At 73.6% G+C, this 22306-nt stretch carries 19 protein-coding genes and 1 pseudogene; 7 read left to right on the forward strand and 13 right to left on the reverse strand.

Going from position 1 to position 22306, the window contains the following annotated elements:
- The first annotated feature begins 99 nt into the window (after positions 1 to 99).
- A complete protein-coding gene (locus ABZ721_RS03295) occupies positions 100 to 1950 on the forward strand; it encodes an ABC transporter ATP-binding protein (RefSeq protein ID WP_358786842.1) in 1851 nt (616 codons plus the stop codon).
- Positions 1947 to 3728: an ABC transporter ATP-binding protein gene (locus tag ABZ721_RS03300; RefSeq protein ID WP_358786843.1), complete on the forward strand. Its 1782-nt coding sequence runs from the start codon at positions 1947 to 1949 to the stop codon at positions 3726 to 3728. Before ABZ721_RS03295 ends, ABZ721_RS03300 begins: the two co-directional genes overlap by 4 nt.
- A gap of 74 nt (positions 3729 to 3802) precedes the next feature.
- On the opposite strand, the gene ABZ721_RS03305 is transcribed toward ABZ721_RS03300, so the two are convergent.
- On the reverse strand, positions 3803 to 4597 hold the full coding sequence (locus ABZ721_RS03305; protein WP_358786844.1) for a metal-dependent hydrolase: 795 nt from the start codon (positions 4595 to 4597) through the stop codon (positions 3803 to 3805).
- Between the two features lie 133 nt (positions 4598 to 4730).
- Between ABZ721_RS03305 and ABZ721_RS03310 the strand changes: the two genes are divergently transcribed.
- Together ABZ721_RS03310 and ABZ721_RS03315 are read left to right on the forward strand one after the other, a co-directional pair.
- Positions 4731 to 7244 (forward strand): DUF3516 domain-containing protein, encoded by a 2514-nt coding sequence (locus ABZ721_RS03310; protein WP_358786845.1) that lies wholly within the window; start codon positions 4731 to 4733, stop codon positions 7242 to 7244.
- A gap of 25 nt (positions 7245 to 7269) precedes the next feature.
- On the forward strand, positions 7270 to 8136 hold the full coding sequence (locus ABZ721_RS03315) for an acyl-CoA thioesterase II (RefSeq protein ID WP_358786846.1): 867 nt from the start codon (positions 7270 to 7272) through the stop codon (positions 8134 to 8136).
- A gap of 38 nt (positions 8137 to 8174) precedes the next feature.
- Here the strand turns inward: ABZ721_RS03315 and ABZ721_RS03320 are convergent, their stop codons facing one another.
- The 3 genes and pseudogenes from ABZ721_RS03320 to ABZ721_RS03330 form a co-directional block, all read right to left on the reverse strand.
- A complete protein-coding gene (locus ABZ721_RS03320) occupies positions 8175 to 9191 on the reverse strand; it encodes a DUF6397 family protein (RefSeq protein ID WP_358786847.1) in 1017 nt (338 codons plus the stop codon).
- A gap of 131 nt (positions 9192 to 9322) precedes the next feature.
- The gene (locus ABZ721_RS03325; protein WP_277437202.1) at positions 9323 to 9727 is read right to left on the reverse strand and encodes a roadblock/LC7 domain-containing protein; all 405 of its coding nucleotides are present in this window, start codon (positions 9725 to 9727) and stop codon (positions 9323 to 9325) included.
- A gap of 110 nt (positions 9728 to 9837) precedes the next feature.
- Positions 9838 to 10197: pseudogene (locus tag ABZ721_RS03330) on the reverse strand (ATP-binding protein); the annotation flags it as partial.
- A 120-nt stretch (positions 10198 to 10317) separates the two neighbouring features.
- Here ABZ721_RS03330 and ABZ721_RS03335 point away from each other — a divergent pair.
- On the forward strand, positions 10318 to 10917 hold the full coding sequence (locus ABZ721_RS03335) for a class I SAM-dependent methyltransferase (RefSeq protein ID WP_358786848.1): 600 nt from the start codon (positions 10318 to 10320) through the stop codon (positions 10915 to 10917).
- 82 nt (positions 10918 to 10999) lie between these two features.
- Here the strand turns inward: ABZ721_RS03335 and ABZ721_RS03340 are convergent, their stop codons facing one another.
- Positions 11000 to 11305, reverse strand: coding sequence for a hypothetical protein (locus ABZ721_RS03340; RefSeq protein ID WP_358786849.1), 306 nt, complete (start codon positions 11303 to 11305; stop codon positions 11000 to 11002).
- Between the two features lie 44 nt (positions 11306 to 11349).
- Positions 11350 to 11730, reverse strand: a complete 381-nt coding sequence (locus ABZ721_RS03345) for a deoxyxylulose-5-phosphate synthase (protein WP_358786850.1) — start codon at positions 11728 to 11730, stop codon at positions 11350 to 11352.
- A gap of 124 nt (positions 11731 to 11854) precedes the next feature.
- On the opposite strand from ABZ721_RS03345, the gene ABZ721_RS03350 reads away from it, so the two are divergent.
- Complete coding sequence (locus ABZ721_RS03350; protein ID WP_358786851.1) at positions 11855 to 12841, forward strand: hypothetical protein; 987 nt, start codon at positions 11855 to 11857, stop codon at positions 12839 to 12841.
- A 30-nt stretch (positions 12842 to 12871) separates the two neighbouring features.
- On the opposite strand, the gene ABZ721_RS03355 is transcribed toward ABZ721_RS03350, so the two are convergent.
- Positions 12872 to 14254 (reverse strand): FAD-dependent oxidoreductase, encoded by a 1383-nt coding sequence (locus ABZ721_RS03355; protein ID WP_358786852.1) that lies wholly within the window; start codon positions 14252 to 14254, stop codon positions 12872 to 12874.
- Between the two features lie 135 nt (positions 14255 to 14389).
- On the opposite strand from ABZ721_RS03355, the gene ABZ721_RS03360 reads away from it, so the two are divergent.
- A complete protein-coding gene (locus tag ABZ721_RS03360; RefSeq protein WP_358786853.1) occupies positions 14390 to 15694 on the forward strand; it encodes a DUF4032 domain-containing protein in 1305 nt (434 codons plus the stop codon).
- A 3-nt stretch (positions 15695 to 15697) separates the two neighbouring features.
- Here ABZ721_RS03360 and ABZ721_RS03365 read toward each other — a convergent pair whose 3' ends face one another.
- From ABZ721_RS03365 to ABZ721_RS03390, 6 genes are all read right to left on the reverse strand, one after another.
- Positions 15698 to 16318, reverse strand: a complete 621-nt coding sequence (locus tag ABZ721_RS03365; protein ID WP_358786854.1) for an NADAR family protein — start codon at positions 16316 to 16318, stop codon at positions 15698 to 15700.
- 1 nt (position 16319) lies between these two features.
- Positions 16320 to 16862, reverse strand: a complete 543-nt coding sequence (locus tag ABZ721_RS03370; protein WP_358786855.1) for an MOSC domain-containing protein — start codon at positions 16860 to 16862, stop codon at positions 16320 to 16322.
- A gap of 63 nt (positions 16863 to 16925) precedes the next feature.
- A complete protein-coding gene (locus ABZ721_RS03375; RefSeq protein ID WP_358786856.1) occupies positions 16926 to 17111 on the reverse strand; it encodes a hypothetical protein in 186 nt (61 codons plus the stop codon).
- Between the two features lie 79 nt (positions 17112 to 17190).
- Entirely contained in the window at positions 17191 to 18549 is a 1359-nt protein-coding gene (locus ABZ721_RS03380; protein WP_358786857.1) for an esterase-like activity of phytase family protein, read from the reverse strand.
- A 136-nt stretch (positions 18550 to 18685) separates the two neighbouring features.
- A complete protein-coding gene (locus ABZ721_RS03385; RefSeq protein WP_358786858.1) occupies positions 18686 to 19579 on the reverse strand; it encodes an ABC transporter permease in 894 nt (297 codons plus the stop codon).
- Positions 19576 to 22215, reverse strand: coding sequence for an alpha/beta fold hydrolase (locus ABZ721_RS03390; RefSeq protein WP_358786859.1), 2640 nt, complete (start codon positions 22213 to 22215; stop codon positions 19576 to 19578). The genes ABZ721_RS03385 and ABZ721_RS03390 overlap by 4 nt, the downstream gene beginning before the upstream one ends.
- Between the last annotated feature and the right edge of the window lie 91 nt (positions 22216 to 22306).

Consider the following 22306-nt stretch of genomic DNA (forward strand, 5'->3'; position numbering starts at 1 on the left):
CATTCCGGACGGGGTGGCAGTAAACCAGTTGACCCGGCACACCCTGTGCCGCGAACCTTGCACGTCTTCTCACCCCTTTCCAGAGCATCTCGGGACGTCATGTCGCTTCGCCTACTCCCTTTCCAGGACCCCGGTGTCCCCGATGTCAGATCGGGATTCCGCTTCCTGCTCTGGCTGGAGAAACGCCAGCTGCGCGGGCAGCTCACCGCCGCCGCGTGGGGCACTTTGCTGATGGCCTCGGTCGCGCTGTTCCCGGCCGCCGTCGGCCTGGCCGTACAGGCGGTCGTCGACGACTCGGGCCGCCGGCTGGCACTGGCCGGCGGGCTGATGCTGCTGCTCGGCGGGCTCAGCGCGCTCGGCGACACCATGCTGCACCGCACCGCCGTCACCAACTGGATCACCGCCGCCGCCCGCGTCCAGCAGTTGCTGAGCCGCAAGACCGTCGAGCTGGGCTCCGTGCTCACCCGGCAGGTCGCGGCCGGCGAGATCGTCACCGTCGGCGCGGGCGACGTCGAGAAGATCGGCTGGTTCGTCGAGGCGTTCGCCCGCTTCACCTCGGCCTTCGTCGCCACCATCGGCATCGCGGTGGCGCTCGCCTTCTACCAGCCGCAGCTCGGCCTCATGGTGGCCGCCGCCATCCCCGTCCTCGCCCTCGCCGTGCTGCCGCTGCTCCCCGCGGCGACCAAGCGCGCCGACGTGCAGCGGGAGAAGGCCGGCAAGGCCACGGAGCTGGCCTCCGACACCGTCGCGGGTCTTCGGGTGCTGCGCGGTATCGGGGGCGAGGAGCTCTTCCTCGACCGGTACCGCAAGGCCTCGCAGGAGGTCCGTACGGCCGCGGTGCACAGTGCCCGGATGTGGGCGCTGATCAGCGCCCTCCAGGTGGTCCTGCCCGGGCTGCTGCTGGTGGGCGTGGCCTGGTACGGGGCCGTGCTCGCCCTGGACGGCCGGATAGCGGTCGGCGAGCTGGTCACCGTGTACGGGACCGTCGCCTTCCTGATGTTCCCTCTCCGGCACTTCGAGGAGATCGCGATGGCCTGGTCCTTCTCGCGCCCCTCGGCGAAGCGCGCGGCGCGGGTGCTGGCCCTGGTCCGCAGCGCGGAGCCGGACGCGTCCTCCTCACCGGCCGCCGCGTCCGCCGCGGCTCCCTCCGGTGACCTGTACGACCCGGAGAGCGGGCTGCTCGCTCCGGCCGGGCTGCTGACCGCGGTGGTGTGCGGGGACCCGGACGCGGCCGGGCTGCTCGCCGACCGGCTCGGCGGGCACAGCCCCGACCGGGTGGCCGGCCAGTCCTCCGTCCTGCTGGGTGGCACGGCACTCGACGAGCTGCCGCTGCCGGCGGCGCGCGCCGCCGTACTCGTACAGGACAAGGACCCGGTGCTGCTCTCCGGCACGCTGCACGAACTGCTCGACGTACCGTCCTCCGGCAACGTTTCCGCCACGGACGCGCTGGCGGCCGCCCAGTGCGCGGACGTGCTGCAGGCGCTCGCCCAGGCCTCGGTGGACGACTCCGGGGACCCGATGCGGACCCGGATCACCGAGCGCGGACGCTCCCTGTCGGGCGGCCAGCGCCAGCGGCTGGCCCTGGCCAGGTCCCTGGTCGCGGACCCGGAGGCGCTGGTGCTGGACGAGCCGACGTCGGCCGTCGACGCGCACACCGAGGCCCGCATCGCCGACGGCCTCAAGGGGATCAGGTCGGACCGCACCACGGTGGTGTTCACCTCGAGCCCGCTGCTGCTCGACCGCTGCGACCTGGTGGTCTTCATCGCCGACGGTTCGGTCGTGGCCACCGGCACGCACCACGAGCTGCTGCGCGCGGACCAGGAGTACCGCGCGGTGGTCACCCGCGAGACCGAGGAGCCGGCCGGCGTCGCCGCCGGCGCCCCCGCCGACGCAACGTCCGTGGTCCCCTCCGGGGCCGCGGAGAACACCAGGATCGAGGAATCCGCATGATCGGCGTGAAGCCTCCGGAGCACGATCCGGACGCGCCGCAGCAGACGACGACGCTGCCGGTCGGTTCGCCGGCCACCGTACGCACCTACGTGACCGAGCTGGCCCGGCGCCACCGCGGCGCCCTCATCCTGCTCGTCACCGTCAACACGGTCGCCGTGGTCGCCTCCATGGTCGGGCCGTACCTGCTGGGCAGGCTGGTCGAGGACCTGTCGGCCGGACGCCGGGAGCTGCACCTGGGGCTCACCGTCGGCCTCTTCCTCGGCGCGCTCGCCGTGCAGGCCGGATTCGTCCGGCTGGTGCGGCTGCGCGGCGCGATCCTCGGCGAGCGGATGCTCGCCGACCTGCGCGAGGACTTCCTCGTCCGGTCCGTCGGCCTGCCGCCCGGCGTACTGGAGCGGGCCGGTACCGGCGATCTGCTGTCCCGGATCACCACCGACATCGACCGGCTCTCGAACGCCATGCGCGAGGCCGTGCCGCAGCTGGCCATCGCCGTGGTGTGGGCCGCGCTGCTGCTCGGCGCGCTCGCCGTCACCTCTCCCCCGCTGGCCCTGTCGGTGCTGGTCGCGCTGCCGCTGCTGCTGGTCGGCTGCCGCTGGTACTTCCGGCGGGCACCCGCCGGCTACCGCTCCGAGGCCGCCGGCTACGCGGCCGTCGCCGCCTCGCTCGCCGAGTCGGTCGACGCCGGCCGGACGATCGAGGCGCACGGGCTGGGCGCCCGCCGGATCGCCGACTCCGACGAGCGGATCAGGACCTGGGTCGGCTGGGAGCGCTACACGATGTGGCTGCGCAGCGTGCTCTTCCCGGTGATCAACCTGACGCACACGCTGATCCTGGCGTCGGTGCTGATGATCGGCGGTACGTTCGCGCTGCACGGCTGGGTGTCGGTCGGGGAGCTGACCACCGGGGCGCTCTACGCCCAGATGCTCGTCGACCCCGTCAACCTGATCCTGCGCTGGTACGACGAGCTGCAGGTGGCCCAGGTCTCGCTGGCCCGGCTGGTCGGGGTCCGCGAGGTCGAGGAGCAGGAGTCGGACGAGCTGGCCGTCCCGGACGGCCGCGACATGCACGCCGACGAGGTGCGCTTCGGCTACCGGGCGGGCAGCGACGTGCTGCACGGGGTCTCGCTGCGGCTGCGGCCGGGCACCCGGCTCGCCCTGGTCGGACCCTCCGGAGCGGGCAAGTCCACCCTCGGGCGGCTGCTCGCCGGCATCTACGCGCCGCGCACCGGCGAGGTGACGCTCGGCGGGGCGGAGCTGGCCCGGATGCCGGCCGAGCGGGTCCGGCGGCACGTGGCCCTGGTCAACCAGGAGCACCACGTCTTCGTCGGCTCGCTGCGGGACAACCTGCGGCTGGCCCGGCCCGGGGCCGACGACCCCGAGCTGTGGGACGCGCTGGTCTCGGTGGACGCCGACGGCTGGGCGCGGGCGCTGGACGACGGACTGGGGACCGAGGTCGGCTCCGGCGGCTCCACCCTCACCCCGGCCCAGGCCCAGCAGGTGGCCCTGGCCCGGCTGGTGCTCGCCGACCCGCACACCCTCGTGCTGGACGAGGCGACCTCGCTGCTCGACCCGCGGGCCGCCCGGCACCTGGAGCGCTCGCTGGCGCGGGTGCTGGAGGGCCGTACCGTGATCGCCATCGCGCACCGGCTGCACACCGCGCACGACGCGGACGTCATCGCGGTCGTCGAGGAGGGCCGGATCAGCGAGCTGGGCAGCCACGACCAGCTGGTCGAGGCGGACGGGGCGTACGCGGCCCTGTGGCGCTCCTGGCACGGCTAGGTCGCGCCGGTCGCTCGCCGGTCCCCGGTCCTGTGCCCGCCGCCCCTCCGGCGGCGGCCACAGGACCCGGGGCGTCAGCCGAGGATCCCCAGGGCGCCCAGCGCCCCGACCCCGCCGAGGATGAAGAACGCGGGGGTCAGCACCTTGATCTCGACCCAGCTGCCGGCCCGGAAGCGCATGAACTTCGGCGGCCCCATCGGGTACCAGCGCTTGCGGCCGATCGGGATGGGCCACAGTATCGGGCAGCCGGACACGGTCAGGGCGTCGCCGATGCAGTGCACGAGCGAGCCCAGCACGATCGGGATGCCGATCCACAGGTAGTGCTGGCCGGGCTCGGTGAAGAGCCAGTCCTTGCCGTTGCCCGGGTCGTCCAGCACGTCGGCCAGCATCCAGGCCGCGGTCGCCCCGAGCAGCCAGACCAGCACGTCGCTGGAGGCCCGGGCCTGGCGCCACAGCAGGCCCTCGACGGCCAGCACCATGTGGACGAAGAGGATGCCCAGCACCGCCCAGCGCCCGCCGTACAGCGCGGCCGCCGAGCACCCGCCGCCGATCAGGACCGCCCACAGCCACGTGTGCGTCAAGGTGCGGTGGCCGCCGGTACGCCGCGGGTCGCCCTTCATCCGGGTGGCCTTGTAGGTGGCGTACGACAGCTTGTCGATGATCTCGCACAGAGCCTTGGAGATGGGCCCGAAGGCGCGCGATATGGTCGCCGCCTTGTGGTCCAGGTCCGGAGCGAGCGCGGCGCCGGCGCAGATCAGCGCGCCGACCACCAGCGTCGGCCAGGGCATGGGGTGGTCGAGCGCGGCCGCGCCGGCTCCCACCCCCAGCCATGCCGCCGCTCCGGAAAGTGAATGTGCCGGTCCCATCATGTGTGGTGCCCCGCCCCTTTCGGCCCGCCCGCGGGCGGAGTTGACGCCCAGTCGACGGCACACCATACCTTTGGTGATCTTCAGCAGAGCCGCCGGTTCCGCCGCCGGGCCCGAAGCCAGGCAAGATGGTGGGGTGACCCTCATTGATCAGCTGCCTTCCGAGCCCGACCCCGATGCCCTGTACGAGGCCTTCTCGGCCTGGACGGAGAGCCAGGGCATCACGCTCTACCCCGCTCAGGAGGAGGCGCTGATCGAGGTGGTCTCCGGGGCGAACGTGATCCTGTCGACCCCGACCGGCTCCGGGAAGAGCCTGGTCGCGGCGGGGGCGCACTTCGCCGCGCTGGCCAAGGACCAGGTCACCTTCTACACCGCTCCGATCAAGGCGCTGGTGTCGGAGAAGTTCTTCGACCTCTGCAAGCTCTTCGGCACCGAGAACGTCGGCATGCTGACCGGCGACGCCTCGGTGAACCCGGACGCGCCGGTCATCTGCTGCACGGCGGAGGTGCTCGCCTCGATAGCGCTGCGCGACGGCCGGAACGCCGACGTCGGCCAGGTCGTCATGGACGAGTTCCACTTCTACGCGGAGCCGGACCGCGGCTGGGCCTGGCAGATCCCGCTGCTGGAGCTTCCCCAGGCCCAGTTCGTGCTGATGTCCGCGACCCTCGGCGACATGTCCCGCTTCGAGGAGGACCTCACCCGGCGCACGGGACGCCCGACCACCGTCGTGCGCTCCGCGACGCGGCCGGTGCCGCTCTCCTACGAGTACGTGGTGACACCACTGACGGAGACGCTGACGGAGCTGCTGGAGACGCGGCAGTCGCCGGTGTACATCGTGCACTTCACCCAGGCCGCGGCCGTCGAGCGGGCCCAGGCGCTGATGAGCATCAACATGTGCACGCGCGCCGAGAAGGACGCCATCGCCGAGCTGATCGGCAGTTTCCGCTTCACCACCGCGTTCGGCCGCAACCTCTCGCGGTTCGTCCGGCACGGCATCGGCGTGCACCACGCCGGCATGCTGCCGAAGTACCGGCGGCTGGTGGAGAAGCTCGCCCAGGCGGGCCTGCTGAAGGTCATCTGCGGCACCGACACCCTCGGGGTCGGCGTCAACGTGCCGATCAGGACCGTGCTGTTCACCGCGCTGACGAAGTACGACGGCACGCGGGTGCGCACCTTGCGGGCCCGGGAGTTCCACCAGATCGCCGGGCGGGCCGGCCGCGCCGGGTTCGACACCGCGGGCTTCGTCGTCGCGCAGGCGCCCGAGCACGTCATCGAGAACAAGAAGGCCGTCGCCAAGGCCGGGGACGACCCGAAGAAGCTCCGCAAGGTGGTCAGGAAGAAGGCCCCCGAGGGGTTCGTCAACTGGTCCGACGCCACCTTCGAGAAGCTGATCGCCTCCGACCCCGAGCCGCTCACCTCGCGCTTCCGGGTCACGCACACCATGCTGCTGTCGGTGATCGCCCGGCCGGGCAACGCCTTCGAGGCGATGCGGCACCTGCTGGAGGACAACCACGAGTCGCGCCGCAACCAGCTGCGGCACATCCGGCGGGCCATCGCCATCTACCGCTCCCTGGAGGCGGGCGGCGTCGTGGAGCGGCTGGCCGAGCCGGACGCGGAGGGCCGCATCGTCCGGCTCACCGTCGACCTCCAGTCGGACTTCGCGCTGAACCAGCCGCTGTCCACGTTCGCGCTGGCCTCCTTCGAGCTGCTCGACAAGGAGTCGCCGTCGTACGCGCTGGACATGGTCTCCGTCGTCGAGTCCACGCTCGACGACCCCCGGCAGATCCTGGCCGCGCAGCAGAACAAGGCGCGCGGTGAGGCGATCGGGCTGATGAAGGCAGACGGGGTCGAGTACGAGGAGCGGATGGAGCGGCTGCAGGACATCAGCTACCCCAAGCCGCTGGAGGAACTGCTCTCGCACGCCTACGGCGTCTACCGGCAGAGCCACCCGTGGGTCGGCGACCACCCGCTGTCCCCCAAGTCGATCGTGCGCGACATGTACGAGCGCGCCATGACGTTCTCCGAGTTCACCTCGCACTACGAACTGGCCCGCACCGAGGGGATCGTGCTCCGCTACCTGGCCGGCGCGTACAAGGCCCTGGAGCACACCGTCCCGGACGACCTGAAGTCCGAGGACCTCCAGGACCTGACCGCCTGGCTCGGCGAGCTGGTGCGCCAGGTCGACTCCAGCCTGCTGGACGAGTGGGAGCAGCTCGCCAACCCCGAGGTCGAGACGGCCGAGCAGGCCGCTGAGCGGGCCGACCAGGTCAAACCGGTCACGGCCAACGGCCGCGCCTTCCGGGTGCTGGTGCGCAACGCCATGTTCCGCCGGGTGGAGCTGGTCGCGCTGGAGAAGTACAACGTGCTGGCCGAGCTGGACGCCGAGTCCGGCTGGGACGCCGACGCGTGGGCGGACGCGATGGACGCGTACTGGGACGAGTACGACGACCTGGGCACCGGCCCGGACGCCCGCGGCCCGAAGCTGCTGCAGATCGAGGAGCAGCCGGAGCACTCGCTCTGGCGGGTCCGCCAGACGTTCGCGGACCCCAACGGCGACCATGGCTGGGGGATCTCCGCCGAGGTCGATCTGGCGGCATCCGACGAAGAGGGCCGGGCGATCATCCGCGTGACCGCCGTCGGCGAGATGTGACCGGGCACGAGACGAGGGAGTTCCGATGACCAACCCCGCCGAGCGGCTGGTGGATCTGCTCGACCTGGAACGGATCGAGGAGAACATCTTCCGCGGGCGCAGCCCCGAGGAGCGGCTGCAGCGCGTCTTCGGCGGGCAGGTCGCGGGCCAGGCGCTGGTCGCGGCCGGCCGCACCACGGACGGCGAGCGGCCGGTGCACTCGCTGCACGCGTACTTCCTGCGGCCGGGCCGGCCGGGCGTGCCCATCGTGTACCAGGTCGAACGGGTCCGTGACGGCCGGTCGTTCACCACCCGGCGGGTGGTGGCGATCCAGCAGGGTCGCACGATCTTCAATCTGACCGCCTCCTTCCATCAGCCGGAACCCGGCTTCGAGCACCAGATCCCGATGCCGGGGGTGCCCGAGCCCGAGAGCCTGCCGAAGCTGGGCGACGAGCTGCGCGAGCACTTGGGGGTACTGCCGGAGTCGCTGGAGCGGATGGCCCGCCGCCAGCCGTTCGACATCCGCTACGTCGAGCGGCTGCGCTGGACGCCCGAGGAGATCGAGGGCGCCGAGCCGCGCAGCGCGGTGTGGATGCGCGCGGTGGGACCGCTGGGCGACGATCCGCTGGTGCACACCTGCGCACTCACCTACGCGAGCGACATGATGCTGCTGGACGCGGTCCGGGTGCCGATCGAGCCGCTGTGGGGTCCGCGCGGCTTCGACATGGCCTCCCTCGACCACGCGATGTGGTTCCACCGCCCGTTCCGCACCGACGAGTGGTTCCTCTACGAGCAGGAGTCACCGATCGCGACCGGCGCTCGCGGGCTGGCCCGCGGGCAGATCTACGACCGCTCGGGCCGACTGCTCGTGTCCGTGATGCAGGAAGGGCTCTTCCGCAAGATCGGCGGCTGACGGCCGGCGGCTGACAGCTGATGACCGGCGGCCGGCGGTCACGCGGGCCGGAAGAGCTTCTTGCGCCGCCGGGTGCCCGCGCTCTCCCCCGGCGGCCGCAACCGCCACCCCCGTCGCGGACGTGGCTCCGCCAACGGGCGCGGCTCCCCCGCCGGGGCCGCATCCGGCTCCGCGCCGTCCTCCGGCTCCCCCACGACGGCCGGGCGCGGGGCCGGGCGGGTCCGCCGGGCGCGGTCGAGGGCTTCGGCCAGCGAGAGCCGGGCCAGGGCGATCTCGTCCGGATGGTCCGCCGTGACCAAGCGGTCGATCAGTTCGCGGGAGGCGAACTCCCCGGGCCTGCCCGGCGGCAGACCGCACCGCGACCTGCGCAGGTATGCCCGTTCGTACAGGTCCGGGACCACCTCGGCCGCGCCGTCCGGGCCGAGCAGCGCCGCCCAGACCGCAGCCTCCTCCCAGGCGTCGGCGGCGTCCCGCACCAGGTGTGCCGCACGGCGGGCCCGCCAGCCGCGCGCCCGGTGGTCCGCCCCGTCGTCCAGCACGCCACGCAGCGTGACCGGCAGCCTGGTATGCAGCACCTCGGGGTGGGCCCGGCCGTACTGCCCGACCTCGTCGGCCAGATACATCCATACGACGGCCCGGTAGCGGTTGACGTACCAGCGGACCGGCCGGAGGAAGCCGGCTTTCGCCAGCTTGACGAAGCGGTCGCGGCTGATACCGATCAGCTCCGCCCCATCGACGCTGCCGACCACCCACAGCCGGTCGCGCAGCGCCTGCGGGAAGTCAGCGGCTCCTCGCAGCCGCTCGACCTCCGCGCGCGGGACGCACCTGCGGCCGGGCCCGGCAGGAACGGCACGGACCTCCCCGAGCTGGACCGCCAGCTCGAACTCCCCGGTCTCCAGTTCCAGCTCTTCCCTGGCCCGGTTCATCCCGAGCGTCTCGCCCGGCTCCCCGCCCGGCTCCCCGCCCAGCTGCCCACCCGGCTCCCCGCCCGATGTCTTCTCCCCACACCTCACACCGACCGCGAACGACTCCCGCACCACCATGACTTCCCCCACTGCCTCGATTACTGACAGTGACGAATCTAGCGCAGCCGGATACCCCGCCCACCAGACCTGTGGATAACTCACCGGCCGCCACCGCAGCGGCGGCCTCCACCGCGGCGGTCGCCACCGCAGCGACCCGCACCTCAGGAAGAGGTGGCCCCCGGCTGCCGGGGCGCGACGCCCAGGTGCTCACCGACCCGGTGCACCAGCAGCGTCATCTCGTAGGCGACCTGCCCGACGTCCGCCTCCATGCCGCTCAGCACCGACAGGCAGCTGCCGTCGCCCGCCGCCGTCACGAAGAGGTAGCCCTCGTCGAACTCCACCATCGTCTGCCGTACCGCGCCGACCCGGAACTGCCGGCCCGCGCCCTTCGCGAGGCTGTGGAACCCGGACGAGACGGCCGCGAGGTGCTCGGCCGTCGGGCGGTCCAGGCTGCCGCTGGCCCCTGTCACCAGGCCGTCGTTGGACAGCACGAGCGCGTGCTGCACGTGCGGGACCCGCTCTGTCAGGTCGTCCAACAGCCATGCGAGTCCATTGCCCACGGTCATTCCCGGCCTCCCCGTATCGACTGCGGGTACGAGACTGTCTTGAACAGCGCGCTACGGCAAGCCCCCATCGGGTCACGACGGGCGGGGAATCCGGCACAAACCGGTCGGCGTCACCCGGCCCTTCGCGACTGCCGCTCGGCGTGCGTCCGCTCCGCGTGCTCGACCAGGGCGCTGAGCACGTCCTTGCCGGACTCGCGGTCCCGGGCGTCACACAGCAGCACCGGGGTCCCCTCCGTCAGGTCCAGGGTCCGTGCGACGTCCTCGGGCCGGTAGGAGCGCGCACCGGAGAAGCAGTTGACGCCGACCGGTGTGTGCCGGATTCCCCGCCCTGATCGTGATCCGCCCGAAGTCCATGGCAACCGTGGTGGCGGTCCTGCGTTCCACCCCCCGGCGCCGTCGACGTCCCTGCCCGCCTCGCTGAGCGATTCCTCGGTCCGCGGTGGCCGGATCTCGCTGACGGTCCCACCAAGGTGGTCCTGCGCGGGACGTAGTGGCACCGGCTGGGACCTGAACGATCGTGCGCGATCCCGCCCACGCGAGCTGCACGGCGGAACGCGGCGGAGCATGGCGCGATCATGCGAACATGACGCATGGAGACCGAACGTGAGCGGGTCCGCGAGTTCTTCGCCGCCAAGGCCGTGGGCTGGGAGAAGCGCTTCCCCGACGACGAGCCCGCCTACGCGGCCGCCGTCGCGGAACTGGCCCTGCGCCCCGGCCAGTCGGCACTGGACGCGGGGTGCGGAACGGGCAGGGCGCTGCCCCAGCTGCGCGCCGCCGTCGGCCCGGCGGGCGTCGTCATCGGCGCCGATCTGACGCCGGAGATGCTCGACGAGGCGACGGTGCTCGGCCGCCACCGCGCGGGCGCGCTCATCGAGGCGGACAGCGCCCGCCTGCCGCTGCGCGACGGCTGCCTGGACGCGGTCTTCGCCGCCGGGCTCCTGCACCACCTGTCGGACGCGGCGGCCGGACTGCGCGAGTTCGCCCGCGTCACCCGGCCCGGCGGCCGGCTCGCCCTCTTCCACCCGATCGGCCGCGCCGCGCTCGCCGCCCGGCGCGGGCACACGCTGCGCGAGGACGACGTCCGCGCCAAGCCCAACCTCCCCCGGCTGCTCACCGCTGCGGGCTGGGAGCTGACGCTGTACGACGACGCCGAGCACCGGTACCTCGCCGTCGCCACCCGGGTGGGCTGACCCCGGCCGAACTCGACCGGCTGCGCTCCACGTTGCGGGACCTCGGCGGGGGGGCCGGCCGCGGCCCGGTGCCGGAACGGCGCTACGCCGCCGGCAGACCCAGCAACGTGCGGGCCATCGCCTCCGGTTCGGTCCCGTGTTCACGGGCCAGCGTCAGGACCGCGCGCTGCGCGAGTTCGTTGACGCCGAACATCAGGGCGTCGGGGGCCACCCGGCCCACCGCGTCGTCGATCCGGTCCTGGTCGTCGGCTATGCACGCCACCACGTAGGTCGCGGCCGCGTCGAACAGGTTGTGCTCCCGCGAGGCCCGGTCCCCGGGTCCCGCCGGGTCGGGTGTCCGCACCGGCAGTCGGAACACGTTCCCGATCCTGTGCAGCAGGCCGGGCATGTCGATCACCTCTCAGCGTCGCCGGGTTCACGCTCTCCCCTGGGTTATTGCCGCTCCGGCGGACGGGAACCCGGCTTGCCGGGACGGCGGTCGGTGAAAGAGAGGTCATAACGGGTCAGGGCGCGCACAACGGGCTCGCCCGTGGCGGCGGCGTGGGCCAGTCGCTCGCGCACCTCGCGGGGAGTGCGCGGACGGAAGCCGGGACCGCCGCAGCAGGACTTGTGGAAACCGACGCCGGCCGTGAGCAGCACGCCGAGCGCCCGCCATGCCGGGAGGTCGCTCCGGCGGGGCGCCGCGAGGGCGGAGCCCGCGTGGATCAGCTCCGCCGCGCAGCGCGGGCAGCGCCGGGCGCGCCGCGGCCCGTACTCCTGCTTGTAGGAGGCGCGGCACGGGAGGCAGACGTAGTGCGTGCGGTGGACACCCATGCCCGCAGCGTACGGGCCGGACTGCCCCCGTTCCGAGCGGTTTTTCCTCGGGGCGGGCCCCGCTATCGACGCGGAGGTTACCCGCTGGTTAAGGTGCGCGGACCGAAGAGAGGGAGGTGCCCCCGTGACCGGGACGGACGACTACACGCAGGCTGACGACGACGCGTTGTTCGTGCTCACGGCGGCGATGCTGACGCCGGCGCAGTTCCCGAGCGTGCTCGCCGACGACTACCCGCAGGCCTGCGAGGTGCTCGGCCTGGAGCCGGCCAGGGACGGTTACGGCCTGCTCTTCGGACAGGACGGCGGCGGCGCCCGGTGGACCGTCGCGATCACCGACACGGCCCTGGTCGCGTGCGCGCTGGCGGCCTGGGACTGCGGGCTGGAGTACGACCTCTCGCCGGACGAGCGCTATGTGGCCGCGGCCCTGCCGGGCTGGCCGCTGCCGGTGGCGGTCGCCGCGCCGGGCGTGCCGGAGCCGCACGATCCGTCGGAGGAGGAGGCCGGCCGGCCGCCGTTGGCGCCGCCGGACCTGGAGACGTGGGGCGGGGCGCAGCGACGGCTGGGCGCGGACGAGATCGCCCTGCGGTGGTGGGCCTGGCGTGAACAGCTCACCGACGGTACCGATGGGGCCGACGGAACCGGCGGAACCGGCGACCCTGCCGACACCCCGGCTCCGGATGACGACGCGGCGCCCGACGGCGAAGCACCCGACCCGACCGACACGACCGACCCGGCCGCTACGACCTCTACGACCGGCCCGGCCGCCGTCGAGACCGCCTCGGACGAAGCGGACGAAGCAGGCGGCGAGACGGCTGAGACGAACGAGGCACCCGCGGCCCCCTCCCCCGTCCCCGTGGGGCACGCGGGAGTGCGCCGGGCGCTGGAAGGCGCGGAGGCGTACCTCAGCTCCCCGCCGCCGCCCGGACGTGTGCGCTCCGCCCATGGCGCGGTGCGCGCGGACGGGCCCGGCTGGAGCCTGGTGGCGCGGACCGACGACATGGCGTTCGTGCTGCTCGACGACGAGCCGGGCGAGGTCCACCCGGTCCGGCGCGGCCCGGCGCTGCCGGCCCTGCTGGAGGCGCTCGGCGAGCTGGCCGCCCGGACCGGCTGAGCGGCCCGGCCCCGCCGGCGCGCCAGGGCCTCAGCGGCCCCGCAGCTCGGCCTCCACCTTGTCGGCGGCCTTGCGCGCGGCGACCAGCACCGGGTCCCACACCGGGGAGAACGGCGGCGCGTAGCCGAGGTCGAGCGCCGTCATCGCGTCGACGGTCATGCCCGCCGTCAGGGCGACGGCGCCGATGTCCACGCGCTTGGCCGCGCCTTCGCGCCCGACGATCTGCAGGCCGAGCAGGCGTCCGGTCCGGAGTTCGGCGAGCATCTTGACCGTCATGGTCGCGGCCCCCGGGTAGTAGCCGGCCCGGCTGCTGGACTCGATGACGGCGGTGACGTACCGCAGCCCCACGGCCCGCGCCTGCGACTCCTTCAGGCCCGTCCGGGCGATCTCGACGTCGCAGACCTTGCTGACGGCGGTGCCGACGACGCCGGGGAAGGTGGCGTAGCCGCCGCCGATGTTGATGCCGATGACCCGTCCGTGCTTGTTGGCGTGCGTGCCCAGCGCGATGTGCTGGTGGGTGCCCGAGACGAGGTTGAGCACCTCGACGCAGTCGCCGCCGGCCCAGACGCCCTCCGCTCCGCGCACCCGCATCGCCAGGTCGGTGAGCAGCCCGCCGTGCTCGCCGAGGGGCAGTCCGGCCTCCCGCGCCAGCGCGGTGTTGGGCTGGACGCCCAGCCCGAGCACGACCACGTCGGCCGGGTACTCCTCGTCCGCGGTCGCGACGGCCCGCACCCGTCCGTCGTCGCCGGTGAGCACCTCGCGCACCTCCGCGCCGGTCACCACCACGATGCCCATGCCCACCATCGCGTCACGGACCAGCCGGCCCATGTCGGGGTCGAGGGTGGACATCGGCTGCTCGCCGCGGTCGAGGAGGGTGACCTCCAGGCCCCTGCGGATCATGGCCTCGGCCATCTCGACGCCGATGTAGCCGCCGCCGACGACCACCGCCCGCCGCGCGCCCCCGCGTTCCAGGGTGCCCAGCAGCGTCTCCCCGTCGTCCAGGGTCTGCACGCCGTGCACCCCGTCCGCGTCGATGCCGGGGATCTTCGGCCGGGTGGGGACGGCGCCGGTGGCGATCACGAGCTGGTCGAAACCCGTCCAGGACTCGGCGCCGCCCGCCGCCTCCCGGGTGCGCACCCGCCGCCGGTCGAGGTCGATCGCGACGGCCTCGGTGCCGAGCCGCAGGTCGATCCCGCGCTCGCGGTGCTCGGCCGCGGTCCGCGCGACCAGCGCGTCCGCGCCGTCGACCTCGCCGCCGACCCAGTACGGGATGCCGCAGGCCGAGTAGGACGTGTGCCGGCCGCGCTCGAAGGCGATGATCTCCAGGTCGTCGGGGCCCCGGCGCCGGCGTGCCTGGGAGGCGGCCGACATCCCCGTCGCGTCCCCGCCGATGACGACGAGCCGTTCCGCCATGTCCTTCACGCTCCTTCTCCGCCGCCGCGACCACCACGGCCCGCACCCTGCATGATCACTCAACGGCGTCCAGCCCTTGAGAGTTTCCCGACCCGCCTGTCGCGGCGCGCCGTGGCTGCCGCACACTTGTCCGTCATGGAGCTCCAGATCACCGCGACCGCGCCCGAACACCCGGCGGCCCTGCTCGACCTGCCCTGGGGCGTACCGCTGGAGGAGTGGCCGGACGAGTTCCTGGTGGCCCTGCCGCGCGGCATCTCGCGCCATGTGGTGCGGTTCGCGCGGGCCGGGGACGAGGTCGTCGCGGTGAAGGAGGTCGGCGAGTGGGCCGCCGTGCGCGAGTACGGGCTGCTGCGCGATCTCGACCGGATGGCGATACCCGCCGTCGACCCGGTCGCGGTGGTGACCGGCCGCACCGGGGCGGACGGTGAGCCGCTGGAGCCGGTGCTGATCACCCGGCACCTCAACGGTTCGCTCCCCTACCGGTCGATGTTCGAGACGACGATGCGGCCCGGCACCGTCAGCCGGCTCCTCGACGCCCTCGCCGTGCTGCTGGTCCGGCTGCATCTGACCGGGTTCGCCTGGGGCGACTGCAGCCTGTCCAACACGCTCTTCCGGCGGGACGCGGGAGCGTACGCCGCCTACCTGGTGGACGCCGAGACCGGGCAGATCCAGCCGAAGCTGACGCGCGGGCAGCGCGAGTACGACATCGAGGTCGCGCGCGTGAACATCTCGGGCGAGCTGATGGACCTGGAGGCGGGCGGCTCGCTGCACCCCTCGGTCGACCCGGTCCTGTTCGGACAGGCGATCGCGGACCGGTACGAGGAGCTGTGGCACGAGCTGACCCGGGAGTCGGTCTACCCGGTCGGCAAGCGGCACTACATCGACCGGCGGATCCGGCGGCTGAACGACCTCGGCTTCGACGTGGCGGAGATGCAGATCCAGAAGTCGCCCGACGGCGACGCGGTCACGTTCCTCCCCAAGGTCGTCGACGCGGGCCACCACCAGCGGCAGCTGCTGCGGCTGACGGGCATGGACGCCGAGGAGAACCAGGCGCGCAGTCTCCTGAACGACCTGGAGACGTGGATGGCCTCGCAGGACGACTACGCGCCGGGCGACCCGCTCGGCGCCCGTCCCGAGGTGCTCGCGCACCGCTGGGTGCGCGACGTGTTCCGGCCGACGGTCCGGGCCGTCCCGCAGGAGCTGCGGGCCTCCCTGGACACCGCCCAGGTCTTCCACGAGCTGCTGGAGCACCGCTGGTTCCTGTCCGAGCGGGCGCAGCACGACGTGGGCCTGGACGCCGCCATCGAGGACTACGTGCGCGCCGCGGCCGAACGGTCGGCGGCGGATTCCGGCGCCGATCCCGCCCCGGGCACCGACCCTGCTCCCGGCGCCGACGGCCCGGCCCCCGCGGCCGACAGCGGCGCCCTCACCGGCCCCTGACCGTCAGGCGCCCGCGCCCGCGTCGTCGCCCGCGCCCGCCGCTCCCGCCAGGAGCCGGGCGCGGGCCTCCATCAGGGCGAAGCCGAGCAGGTTGAGCCCGCGCCAGCGGGCCGGGTCCCCGGCCCGCTCGTCGTCCGCGGCCAGGCCGATGCCCCAGACGCGGTCGAGCGGGCTCGCCTCGACGAGCACGCGCCCGTTCGTGCCGAGCAGGTAGCCGCACAGCTCCGGGTGCTGCCCGAACTTGGCCACGCTGCCCTCGACGACGAGCGCGAAGCGCTCGCGCCGCCACGTCTCCTCGTCGAAGCCGCGCACCGTCCGCCCCACCGACTTCGCGGCCTTGGGGTGGACCGCCGCCACGGCGGCGCGCTCCGCCTCCGCGTCGCCGAAGACGCGGGCCTTGCCGGCCATCATCCAGTGCTCCGCGGTGGCGTACTCGACGCCGCCCACGGTGAAGGGCGCGGGCCACCACTGGCTGAGGCAGCCGGCGCCGGGGCTGCCGTCGCGCTGCGGCCGGTGGCCCCAGAAGGGCAGGTACTTCACCCGCCCGCCGCGCACGACGTGCTCGACCAGCTCCTCGACGGACCGGGCGTCCGCGGCCGTCAGGGCCTTCTCCGCGTCCGCCATGTCACACACGCTCCAGTGGCCGGTGCGGGCCCTCGGGCAGCTCGACCTCGATCGGGTCGCCGGGGCGCACCTCGCCCTCGGCGAGCACGATGCCCATGATCCCGGCCTTGCGGACCAGTTCGCCCGCCGGGTCGCGGAAGACGACCTCCTTGAGCAGGCCGGAACGGAAGCGGTCGATCTGCAGGCAGGGGTTGCGCAGGCCGGTGATCTCGACGACCGCCTCCGCACCGAGCCGCAGCCGCGCGCCGACCGGCAGCCCGAGCAGGTCCACCTGGCGGGTGGTGACGTTCTCGCCCAGGTCGCCGGGGGCGATGTCGTAGCCGGCCGCCCGCAGCTCGTCGAAGAGTTCGGCGTGGATGAGGTGGACCTGGCGCAGGTTGGGCTGCGTCGGGTCCTGGGCGACGCGGGAACGGTGCTGGACCGTCACGCCCAGGTGGGCGTCGCCCTCGACCCCCAGACCGGCGAGCAGCCGGACGCTGTCCTCGGTCGACTTGGTGAAGTGGTGCTCCGAGCTGCGGCTGACCGCCGTGACCGTCCCGCCCATGTCCTGTTGCCCCCTCGGCCGGTGGATGATTCCACGATCACCCTACTCTCGGCGAGGGGCAGGTCAGCGGCCTATTTCCCGGCGGGAGATCCGCTTGAGCCGACGCCGCTGGGACGGGTCGAGGGTCAGGTACGCGGCCGCCGGGACACCGACGATGATGAGCAGCGCCAGCCACCAGGGGACGCCCAGAACCATCAGGACGATCCCTATGCCCACGCCGCCGAGGGCGAGCTTCGCACGATTGGACATCTTCCGGCCTCCGTCCGCGGCGCCTGCCGCGCTTGTCAGGAAGAACGCCCTGCGGCCCGTTCCGGTTCCCGGTCCCGGCTCACCGGGGCAGCGGCCGGTCCAGTCGCACCCGGACCAGGGTGGTGTGCACACCGCTGTCGACCAGCCGCCCGGCGGCGTCGAACGCCCCCGGGCCGTCCGTCATGCCGAAGTCGTTGTCGTTGATCAGAACGAGCGTGGAGCGGTCGGCCACGGCGACGCCCTCGATCTTCAGCGGCACGCCCGGGACCGTGTTCAGGTCCAGCGCCAGCCTCTTGGCCAGCACCGGCACCCCGGCCGCGGCCGGGTCGGCGAGCTGCTCCAGCGAGGGCGCGGTCGCGGGGTCGTCCCAGGACCGGCCGAGCACGTTGTCCCGGCCGCGCAGGGTGACCAGCTGCAGCCGGGCGGCCTTGTCGGTGCGCTCCTCCACGAGCAGCCGGTCGCGGCCGACGGCGACGATCGAGGAGATCTTGAGCTCGGAGTTGTCGGTCTGGCTCGGGTCGACGACGTTCACCGGGTCGAAGCGGTAGACGTACTCGGCCGTCACCGCGCGGTGGCGGGGCGAGAAGCGCAGCAGGCGGGTGGTGAGCGAGGACTCGCCGGCGGCCTTGTCCGGGTTGGACAGCGGGCTCTGCATCGCCATGGCCAGGTCCCCGCCGGGCAGCAGGGCGAGCCCCTCGAAGCCGCGGTTGGCCTTGCGCTGGAGCAGGATCGCCGGCAGCGACTCCACGACCGGGTAGTCGGCACCGGTCAGGCCGAGCCCCTTGGGCACGTGGCGGGCCAGCACCCGGCCCGTGGCCGAGACGTGGACCAGCGAGGGGCCGTACTCGTCCACGAGCCAGAAGGTGCCGTCGGCCGCGCGGACGAGGCCCTCGGTGTCCAGGCCGTTCGGGTTGAACGCCAGGGGTGTCGACGCGTCATAGGTGAACGGCGCCTCGTCCCGCGACGCCTGGTTGGACAGCCCGGTGACGGGCGCGCCGTGCGCGGTGGTGATCGGGATCGCCGTGAGCACCCGCAGGGTGCCGCCGACGGCCTTCACCTTGACGATCGCCGGGTCGAACCCGGGCACCGGGAAGGTGCGCCGCTTGTCCTTGCCGACCTGGATCTGGCCGTTGGGGCCCCGGTCGGTGACGGTCCAGTACTCGCCGGGGCGCCCGGCCGGGAAGATGTCGCTGCCGATGCCGCCGAGGTTCACCCCGCGGTCGTCGCCGACCGTGCCGGGCAGCAGCCCGTTGCTGAACGTGCCCAGCGGGACGGCCGGCAGGGTGGCGGTGCCGATGACCCGCGCGCCGGCCGGCCGGTGCGCGGCGGGCGCGCCCTCGGCCTGGCCGGGCAGGCCCAGCGCGGCGAGCGCGGCCAGCGGGACCACCACCGCGATCGGACGACGCGCCACACGCCGGACACCCTGGAAACGCTGCATGGTCGGACCCTCCCGGAACACTGGTACTGCGAGCGCCCCAAGGCTCTGCGGTCCGGCCCAACGACGTGCCACGTCCCGGTGAACTCCGACCCAGCGTTGGGCGAACGCCCGCCCCCGCCGCACTGGCCGCCCCGGCTCAGGACACGATGTCCTTCGTGCGGAACCCGCGGAAGGCGAGGGCGGTCAGCACCACCGCGTAGGAGACGGAGACGGCCGCGCCCTGGATCATGCCGGACCACTCCAGGTGCGGCTGTAGGGCGTCGGCCCAGGCGTACTGCCAGTGCGCGGGGAGCAGGTCGCGCCAGGAGCCGAGGGCGGTGACGGCGTCCAGGACGTTGCCGACGATGGTCAGCCCGACGGCTCCGCCGACCGCTCCCAGCGGCGCGTCGGTGATCGTCGAGAGCCAGAAGGCGAGCGCCGCGGTGACCAGCTGGCTGACGAAGATGAACGCCACGACGATGCCCAGCCGCGGCAGCGCGGTGGCGGAGGGCAGCGACCCGCCGGTGGGGATCTGCAGGTCGCCCCAGCCGTAGGCGACGGAGCCGGCCGCGAGGGCGACGACGGGCAGCAGCAGCATCGCCGCGGCGCTGAAGCCGAGCGCCACCAGGAACTTGCTGGTGAGCAGCCGCGTGCGGGGAACCGGCGCCGCCAGCAGGTAGCGCAGTGAGGACCAGCTGGCCTCCGAGGCGATGGTGTCGCCGCAGAACAGCGCCACCGGCACCACCAGCAGGAAGCCCGCCGAGACGAACAGGCAGGTGGCGGCGAAGTTGGCGCCGGAGGCGGTCGCGGTGTCGATGAGCGAGGGCCCGTTGCGGTTGTCGCTGCCGTCGGGCTGGCCGCCGATGGCGAAGGCCGCGATGAGGATGAAGGGCAGGGCGGCGAGCACGGCGCCCACCACGAGGGTGCGGCGGCGCCGCAACTGCCGCATGGCCTCCACCCGCAGCGGCAGCGTGCGGCGCGGACGGTAGCCGGGGGCCGTGGAGGTGGTGGGGGCGGGGGCCGGGGAAGGTGCCGGGGCGGTGGCGCTCATGCGTTGCCTCCGATGAGGGTGAGGAAGGCGTCCTCCAGGCGGCGCTGCGGTCCGACCCGCGTGACCGGGACGTCCAGCCGGACGAGTTCGACGAGGAGCTGCGGCACGGTCATGCCGTCCAGCGCGATGAGCAGGCCGTCGTCGCCGCGGACCGCGCCCGACAGGCCCGGCAGGTCGGCGATCTTCTCCAGCACCCCTTCCGGCAGTTCGCCGTCCACCCCGACGAGCAGGGTGTCGGCCGAGCCGGTGATCTCGCCGACCGGGCCCGCGGTGATCAGCCGTCCGCGGTCCATCACGACGAGGTGGGTGCAGCTCTGCTCGACCTCGGCGAGCAGGTGGCTGGAGACGATCACGGTCCGGCCCTCGGCCGCGTACCGGATGAGGACCTCGCGCATCTCGCGGATCTGCGGCGGGTCCAGGCCGTTGGTCGGTTCGTCCAGGATCAGCAGGTCCGGCATGCCGAGCATCGCCTGCGCGATGGCGAGCCGCTGGCGCATGCCCTGCGAGTAGGTGCGGACCGCCCGGCGCAGCGCGTCGCCGAGGCCGGCGATCTCCAGCGCCTCGTCGAAGTGCGCGTCCTCGGCGGGCCGTCCGGTCGCCTGCCAGTACAGGTCGAGGTTGGCGCGGCCCGACAGGTGCGGCAGGAAGCCCGCGCCCTCGACGAACGAGCCGACGCGCGACAGCACGGGCGCGCCGGGCCTGATGGCCTCGCCGAAGACCCGGACCTCGCCGCCGTCGGGCCGGATCAGCCCCATCAGCATCCGCAGGGTGGTGGTCTTGCCGGCGCCGTTGGGGCCGAGCAGGCCGAGCACCTGGCCGCGTTCGACCCGGAACGTCAGGTCGCGGACGGCGTAGCGGTCGGCGGACTTGGCGTACTTCTTGCTCAGGTCCGTGATCTGCAGCGGCACCCCGGACAGCGCCGGGTCGGGGGCCGGCGTCCGCACCCGGCGGCGGCCGACGAGCAGCAGCAGCGCGGCGACGACGGCCGCGCCGAGCGGCATGCCCCAGGTCCACCACGGCAGCCCGGTGCCCGCGGTGGCCACCCCGGGGTCGGAGGGCAGCCGCAGCACCGGAGCGCCGAGCGAGACGGTGTACGTCGCCGCCGGGGCCGGTGAGGCGTAGGCGAGATCGGTGGTGGCCAGCACCAGCCGCAGCCGGTGGCCGGCCGCGAACTGGTGGTCGACGGCGGGCAGCCGCAGCTCCACGCTCTTCCCGCCGGCCGCGCCCTCGACGCGTACCGGGGTGACGAGTTGCGCGGGCAGCGACTGGCGGCCGTCCGCGGAGACGTCGTAGAGCTTGGCGAAGAGCACCGCGTCGTCGGTGGAGGCCTTCACGCGCACGGTGACGGTCGGCGAGCCGGTGACGCGGATCCCGGCGGGGAGCGGACCCGAGTCGAAGCGCGCGGACTGGCCGGGGAAGTCCAGCGAGATGCCGGCGCCGAGGCTGGACAGCTGGGAGAGGCCGCCGATGCCCGGGAGCGAGGAGATGGCCGGCGGGCTGCCGCCCGCGGGGTTGCTGATGCTCTGCTCGCCGCCGGCGAGCGTGACCCGGCGGGACGAGGTGCCGTCCAGGCCCGGGTAGCGGTCCGTGCTCGCGCCGCGCAACACGGCGCGGCCGTCGGTGGAGTTCACCCCGCCGGTGCGGGTCACCCGGAAGGCCGGTCCGGTGCCGGCCGAGGTGTCGCCCTTGAGGTAGTGGTCGAACCAGGCGGTGACGCGGCCCTGGACCCTGCCGGTCTCCAGGTCGCCGCCGTCGTGGCCGCCGGCGATCCAGTCGACGGCGACGGGCGCGCCGTTCCCGGTGATCGCCTTCGCCATGGCGTCGGCCTGGCCGAGCGGGAAGAGCGAGTCGCTCTGCCCCTGCACGATCAGGGTCGGTACCTTGATGCGGCGGGCGACGGCGGACGGGCTGAGCTTGTCCAACTGGGCGCGGGCCGCAGCGTCGGGCTTCCCGGCGACGGCGACCCGCTGGTACATCGCGCACACGTCGGGGGCGAAGCGGCCGCAGGACGGGTCGCCGGTCCGCGCGCCGCTGGAGAAGAAGATCCCGGCCCACAGCTTCTTGTAGACGCCGCCGGGGAAGAGCGAGTCGGCGAGGTTCCAGTACGTGATCTGCGGGGCGATGGCGTCGATGCGCCGGTCGTACCCGGCGGCGAGCAGCGAGACCGCGCCCCCGTACGACGCCCCGGTGACGCCGACGCGCGGGTCGCCCGCCGCGTCGAGCCGCACCTCGGGCCGCTCGGCGAGCCAGTCGACGAGCCGGCTGACGTCGGCGACCTCGCCGTCCGGCGCGTTCAGGCCGATGGTGCCGGTCGACTTCCCGAAGCCGCGGGCCGACCAGGTGAGCACGGCGTAGCCCTGCCGCGCCAGGTCCTGCGCCTGGGCGCGCACGTCGTCCTTGCTGCCGCCGAAGCCGTGTCCGAGCAGCACGGCGGGCCGGCGCTGCGTCCCGCCGGCGGTGAAGAACGAGGTGTCGAGCCGCTCCCCCTGGCCGGGGAGCATCGCGTCGTCCTGGTGCACGACACTGCCGGACGAAGCGCCCGACGACGCCACCGCCCACGTTCCGCCGCCTGCGAGCAGGGCGAGCACCACCGCGCCGGTGAGCAACCGCTTGCGCCGCGGCAGTCGAAGATCCATGGTCCGATCCTACGGTCGCCCCGGTGGCCGACCTCGAACGGACCGAGCGATTCCCCGCGTATTCACAGACACCGGCACCTGCCGGCCACCG

Source organism: Streptomyces sp. NPDC006733, from assembly GCF_040636125.1.
GTDB lineage: Bacteria > Actinomycetota > Actinomycetes > Streptomycetales > Streptomycetaceae > Actinacidiphila.

What these genes read in the sequence shown, in the direction of transcription:
- ABZ721_RS03295 (WP_358786842.1), top strand. Translation starts at nt 100, where the DNA reads ATGTCGCTTCGCCTACTCCCTTTCCAGGACCCCGGTGTCCCCGATGTC.
- ABZ721_RS03300 (WP_358786843.1), top strand. Translation starts at nt 1,947, where the DNA reads ATGATCGGCGTGAAGCCTCCGGAGCACGATCCGGACGCGCCGCAGCAG.
- ABZ721_RS03305 (WP_358786844.1), bottom strand. Translation starts at nt 4,597, where the DNA reads ATGATGGGACCGGCACATTCACTTTCCGGAGCGGCGGCATGGCTGGGG.
- ABZ721_RS03315 (WP_358786846.1), top strand. Translation starts at nt 7,270, where the DNA reads ATGACCAACCCCGCCGAGCGGCTGGTGGATCTGCTCGACCTGGAACGG.
- ABZ721_RS03325 (WP_277437202.1), bottom strand. Translation starts at nt 9,727, where the DNA reads ATGACCGTGGGCAATGGACTCGCATGGCTGTTGGACGACCTGACAGAG.
- ABZ721_RS03335 (WP_358786848.1), top strand. Translation starts at nt 10,318, where the DNA reads ATGGAGACCGAACGTGAGCGGGTCCGCGAGTTCTTCGCCGCCAAGGCC.
- ABZ721_RS03340 (WP_358786849.1), bottom strand. Translation starts at nt 11,305, where the DNA reads ATGCCCGGCCTGCTGCACAGGATCGGGAACGTGTTCCGACTGCCGGTG.
- ABZ721_RS03345 (WP_358786850.1), bottom strand. Translation starts at nt 11,730, where the DNA reads ATGGGTGTCCACCGCACGCACTACGTCTGCCTCCCGTGCCGCGCCTCC.
- ABZ721_RS03355 (WP_358786852.1), bottom strand. Translation starts at nt 14,254, where the DNA reads ATGGCGGAACGGCTCGTCGTCATCGGCGGGGACGCGACGGGGATGTCG.
- ABZ721_RS03360 (WP_358786853.1), top strand. Translation starts at nt 14,390, where the DNA reads ATGGAGCTCCAGATCACCGCGACCGCGCCCGAACACCCGGCGGCCCTG.
- ABZ721_RS03365 (WP_358786854.1), bottom strand. Translation starts at nt 16,318, where the DNA reads ATGGCGGACGCGGAGAAGGCCCTGACGGCCGCGGACGCCCGGTCCGTC.
- ABZ721_RS03370 (WP_358786855.1), bottom strand. Translation starts at nt 16,862, where the DNA reads ATGGGCGGGACGGTCACGGCGGTCAGCCGCAGCTCGGAGCACCACTTC.
- ABZ721_RS03375 (WP_358786856.1), bottom strand. Translation starts at nt 17,111, where the DNA reads ATGTCCAATCGTGCGAAGCTCGCCCTCGGCGGCGTGGGCATAGGGATC.
- ABZ721_RS03380 (WP_358786857.1), bottom strand. Translation starts at nt 18,549, where the DNA reads ATGCAGCGTTTCCAGGGTGTCCGGCGTGTGGCGCGTCGTCCGATCGCG.
- ABZ721_RS03385 (WP_358786858.1), bottom strand. Translation starts at nt 19,579, where the DNA reads ATGAGCGCCACCGCCCCGGCACCTTCCCCGGCCCCCGCCCCCACCACC.
- ABZ721_RS03390 (WP_358786859.1), bottom strand. Translation starts at nt 22,215, where the DNA reads ATGGATCTTCGACTGCCGCGGCGCAAGCGGTTGCTCACCGGCGCGGTG.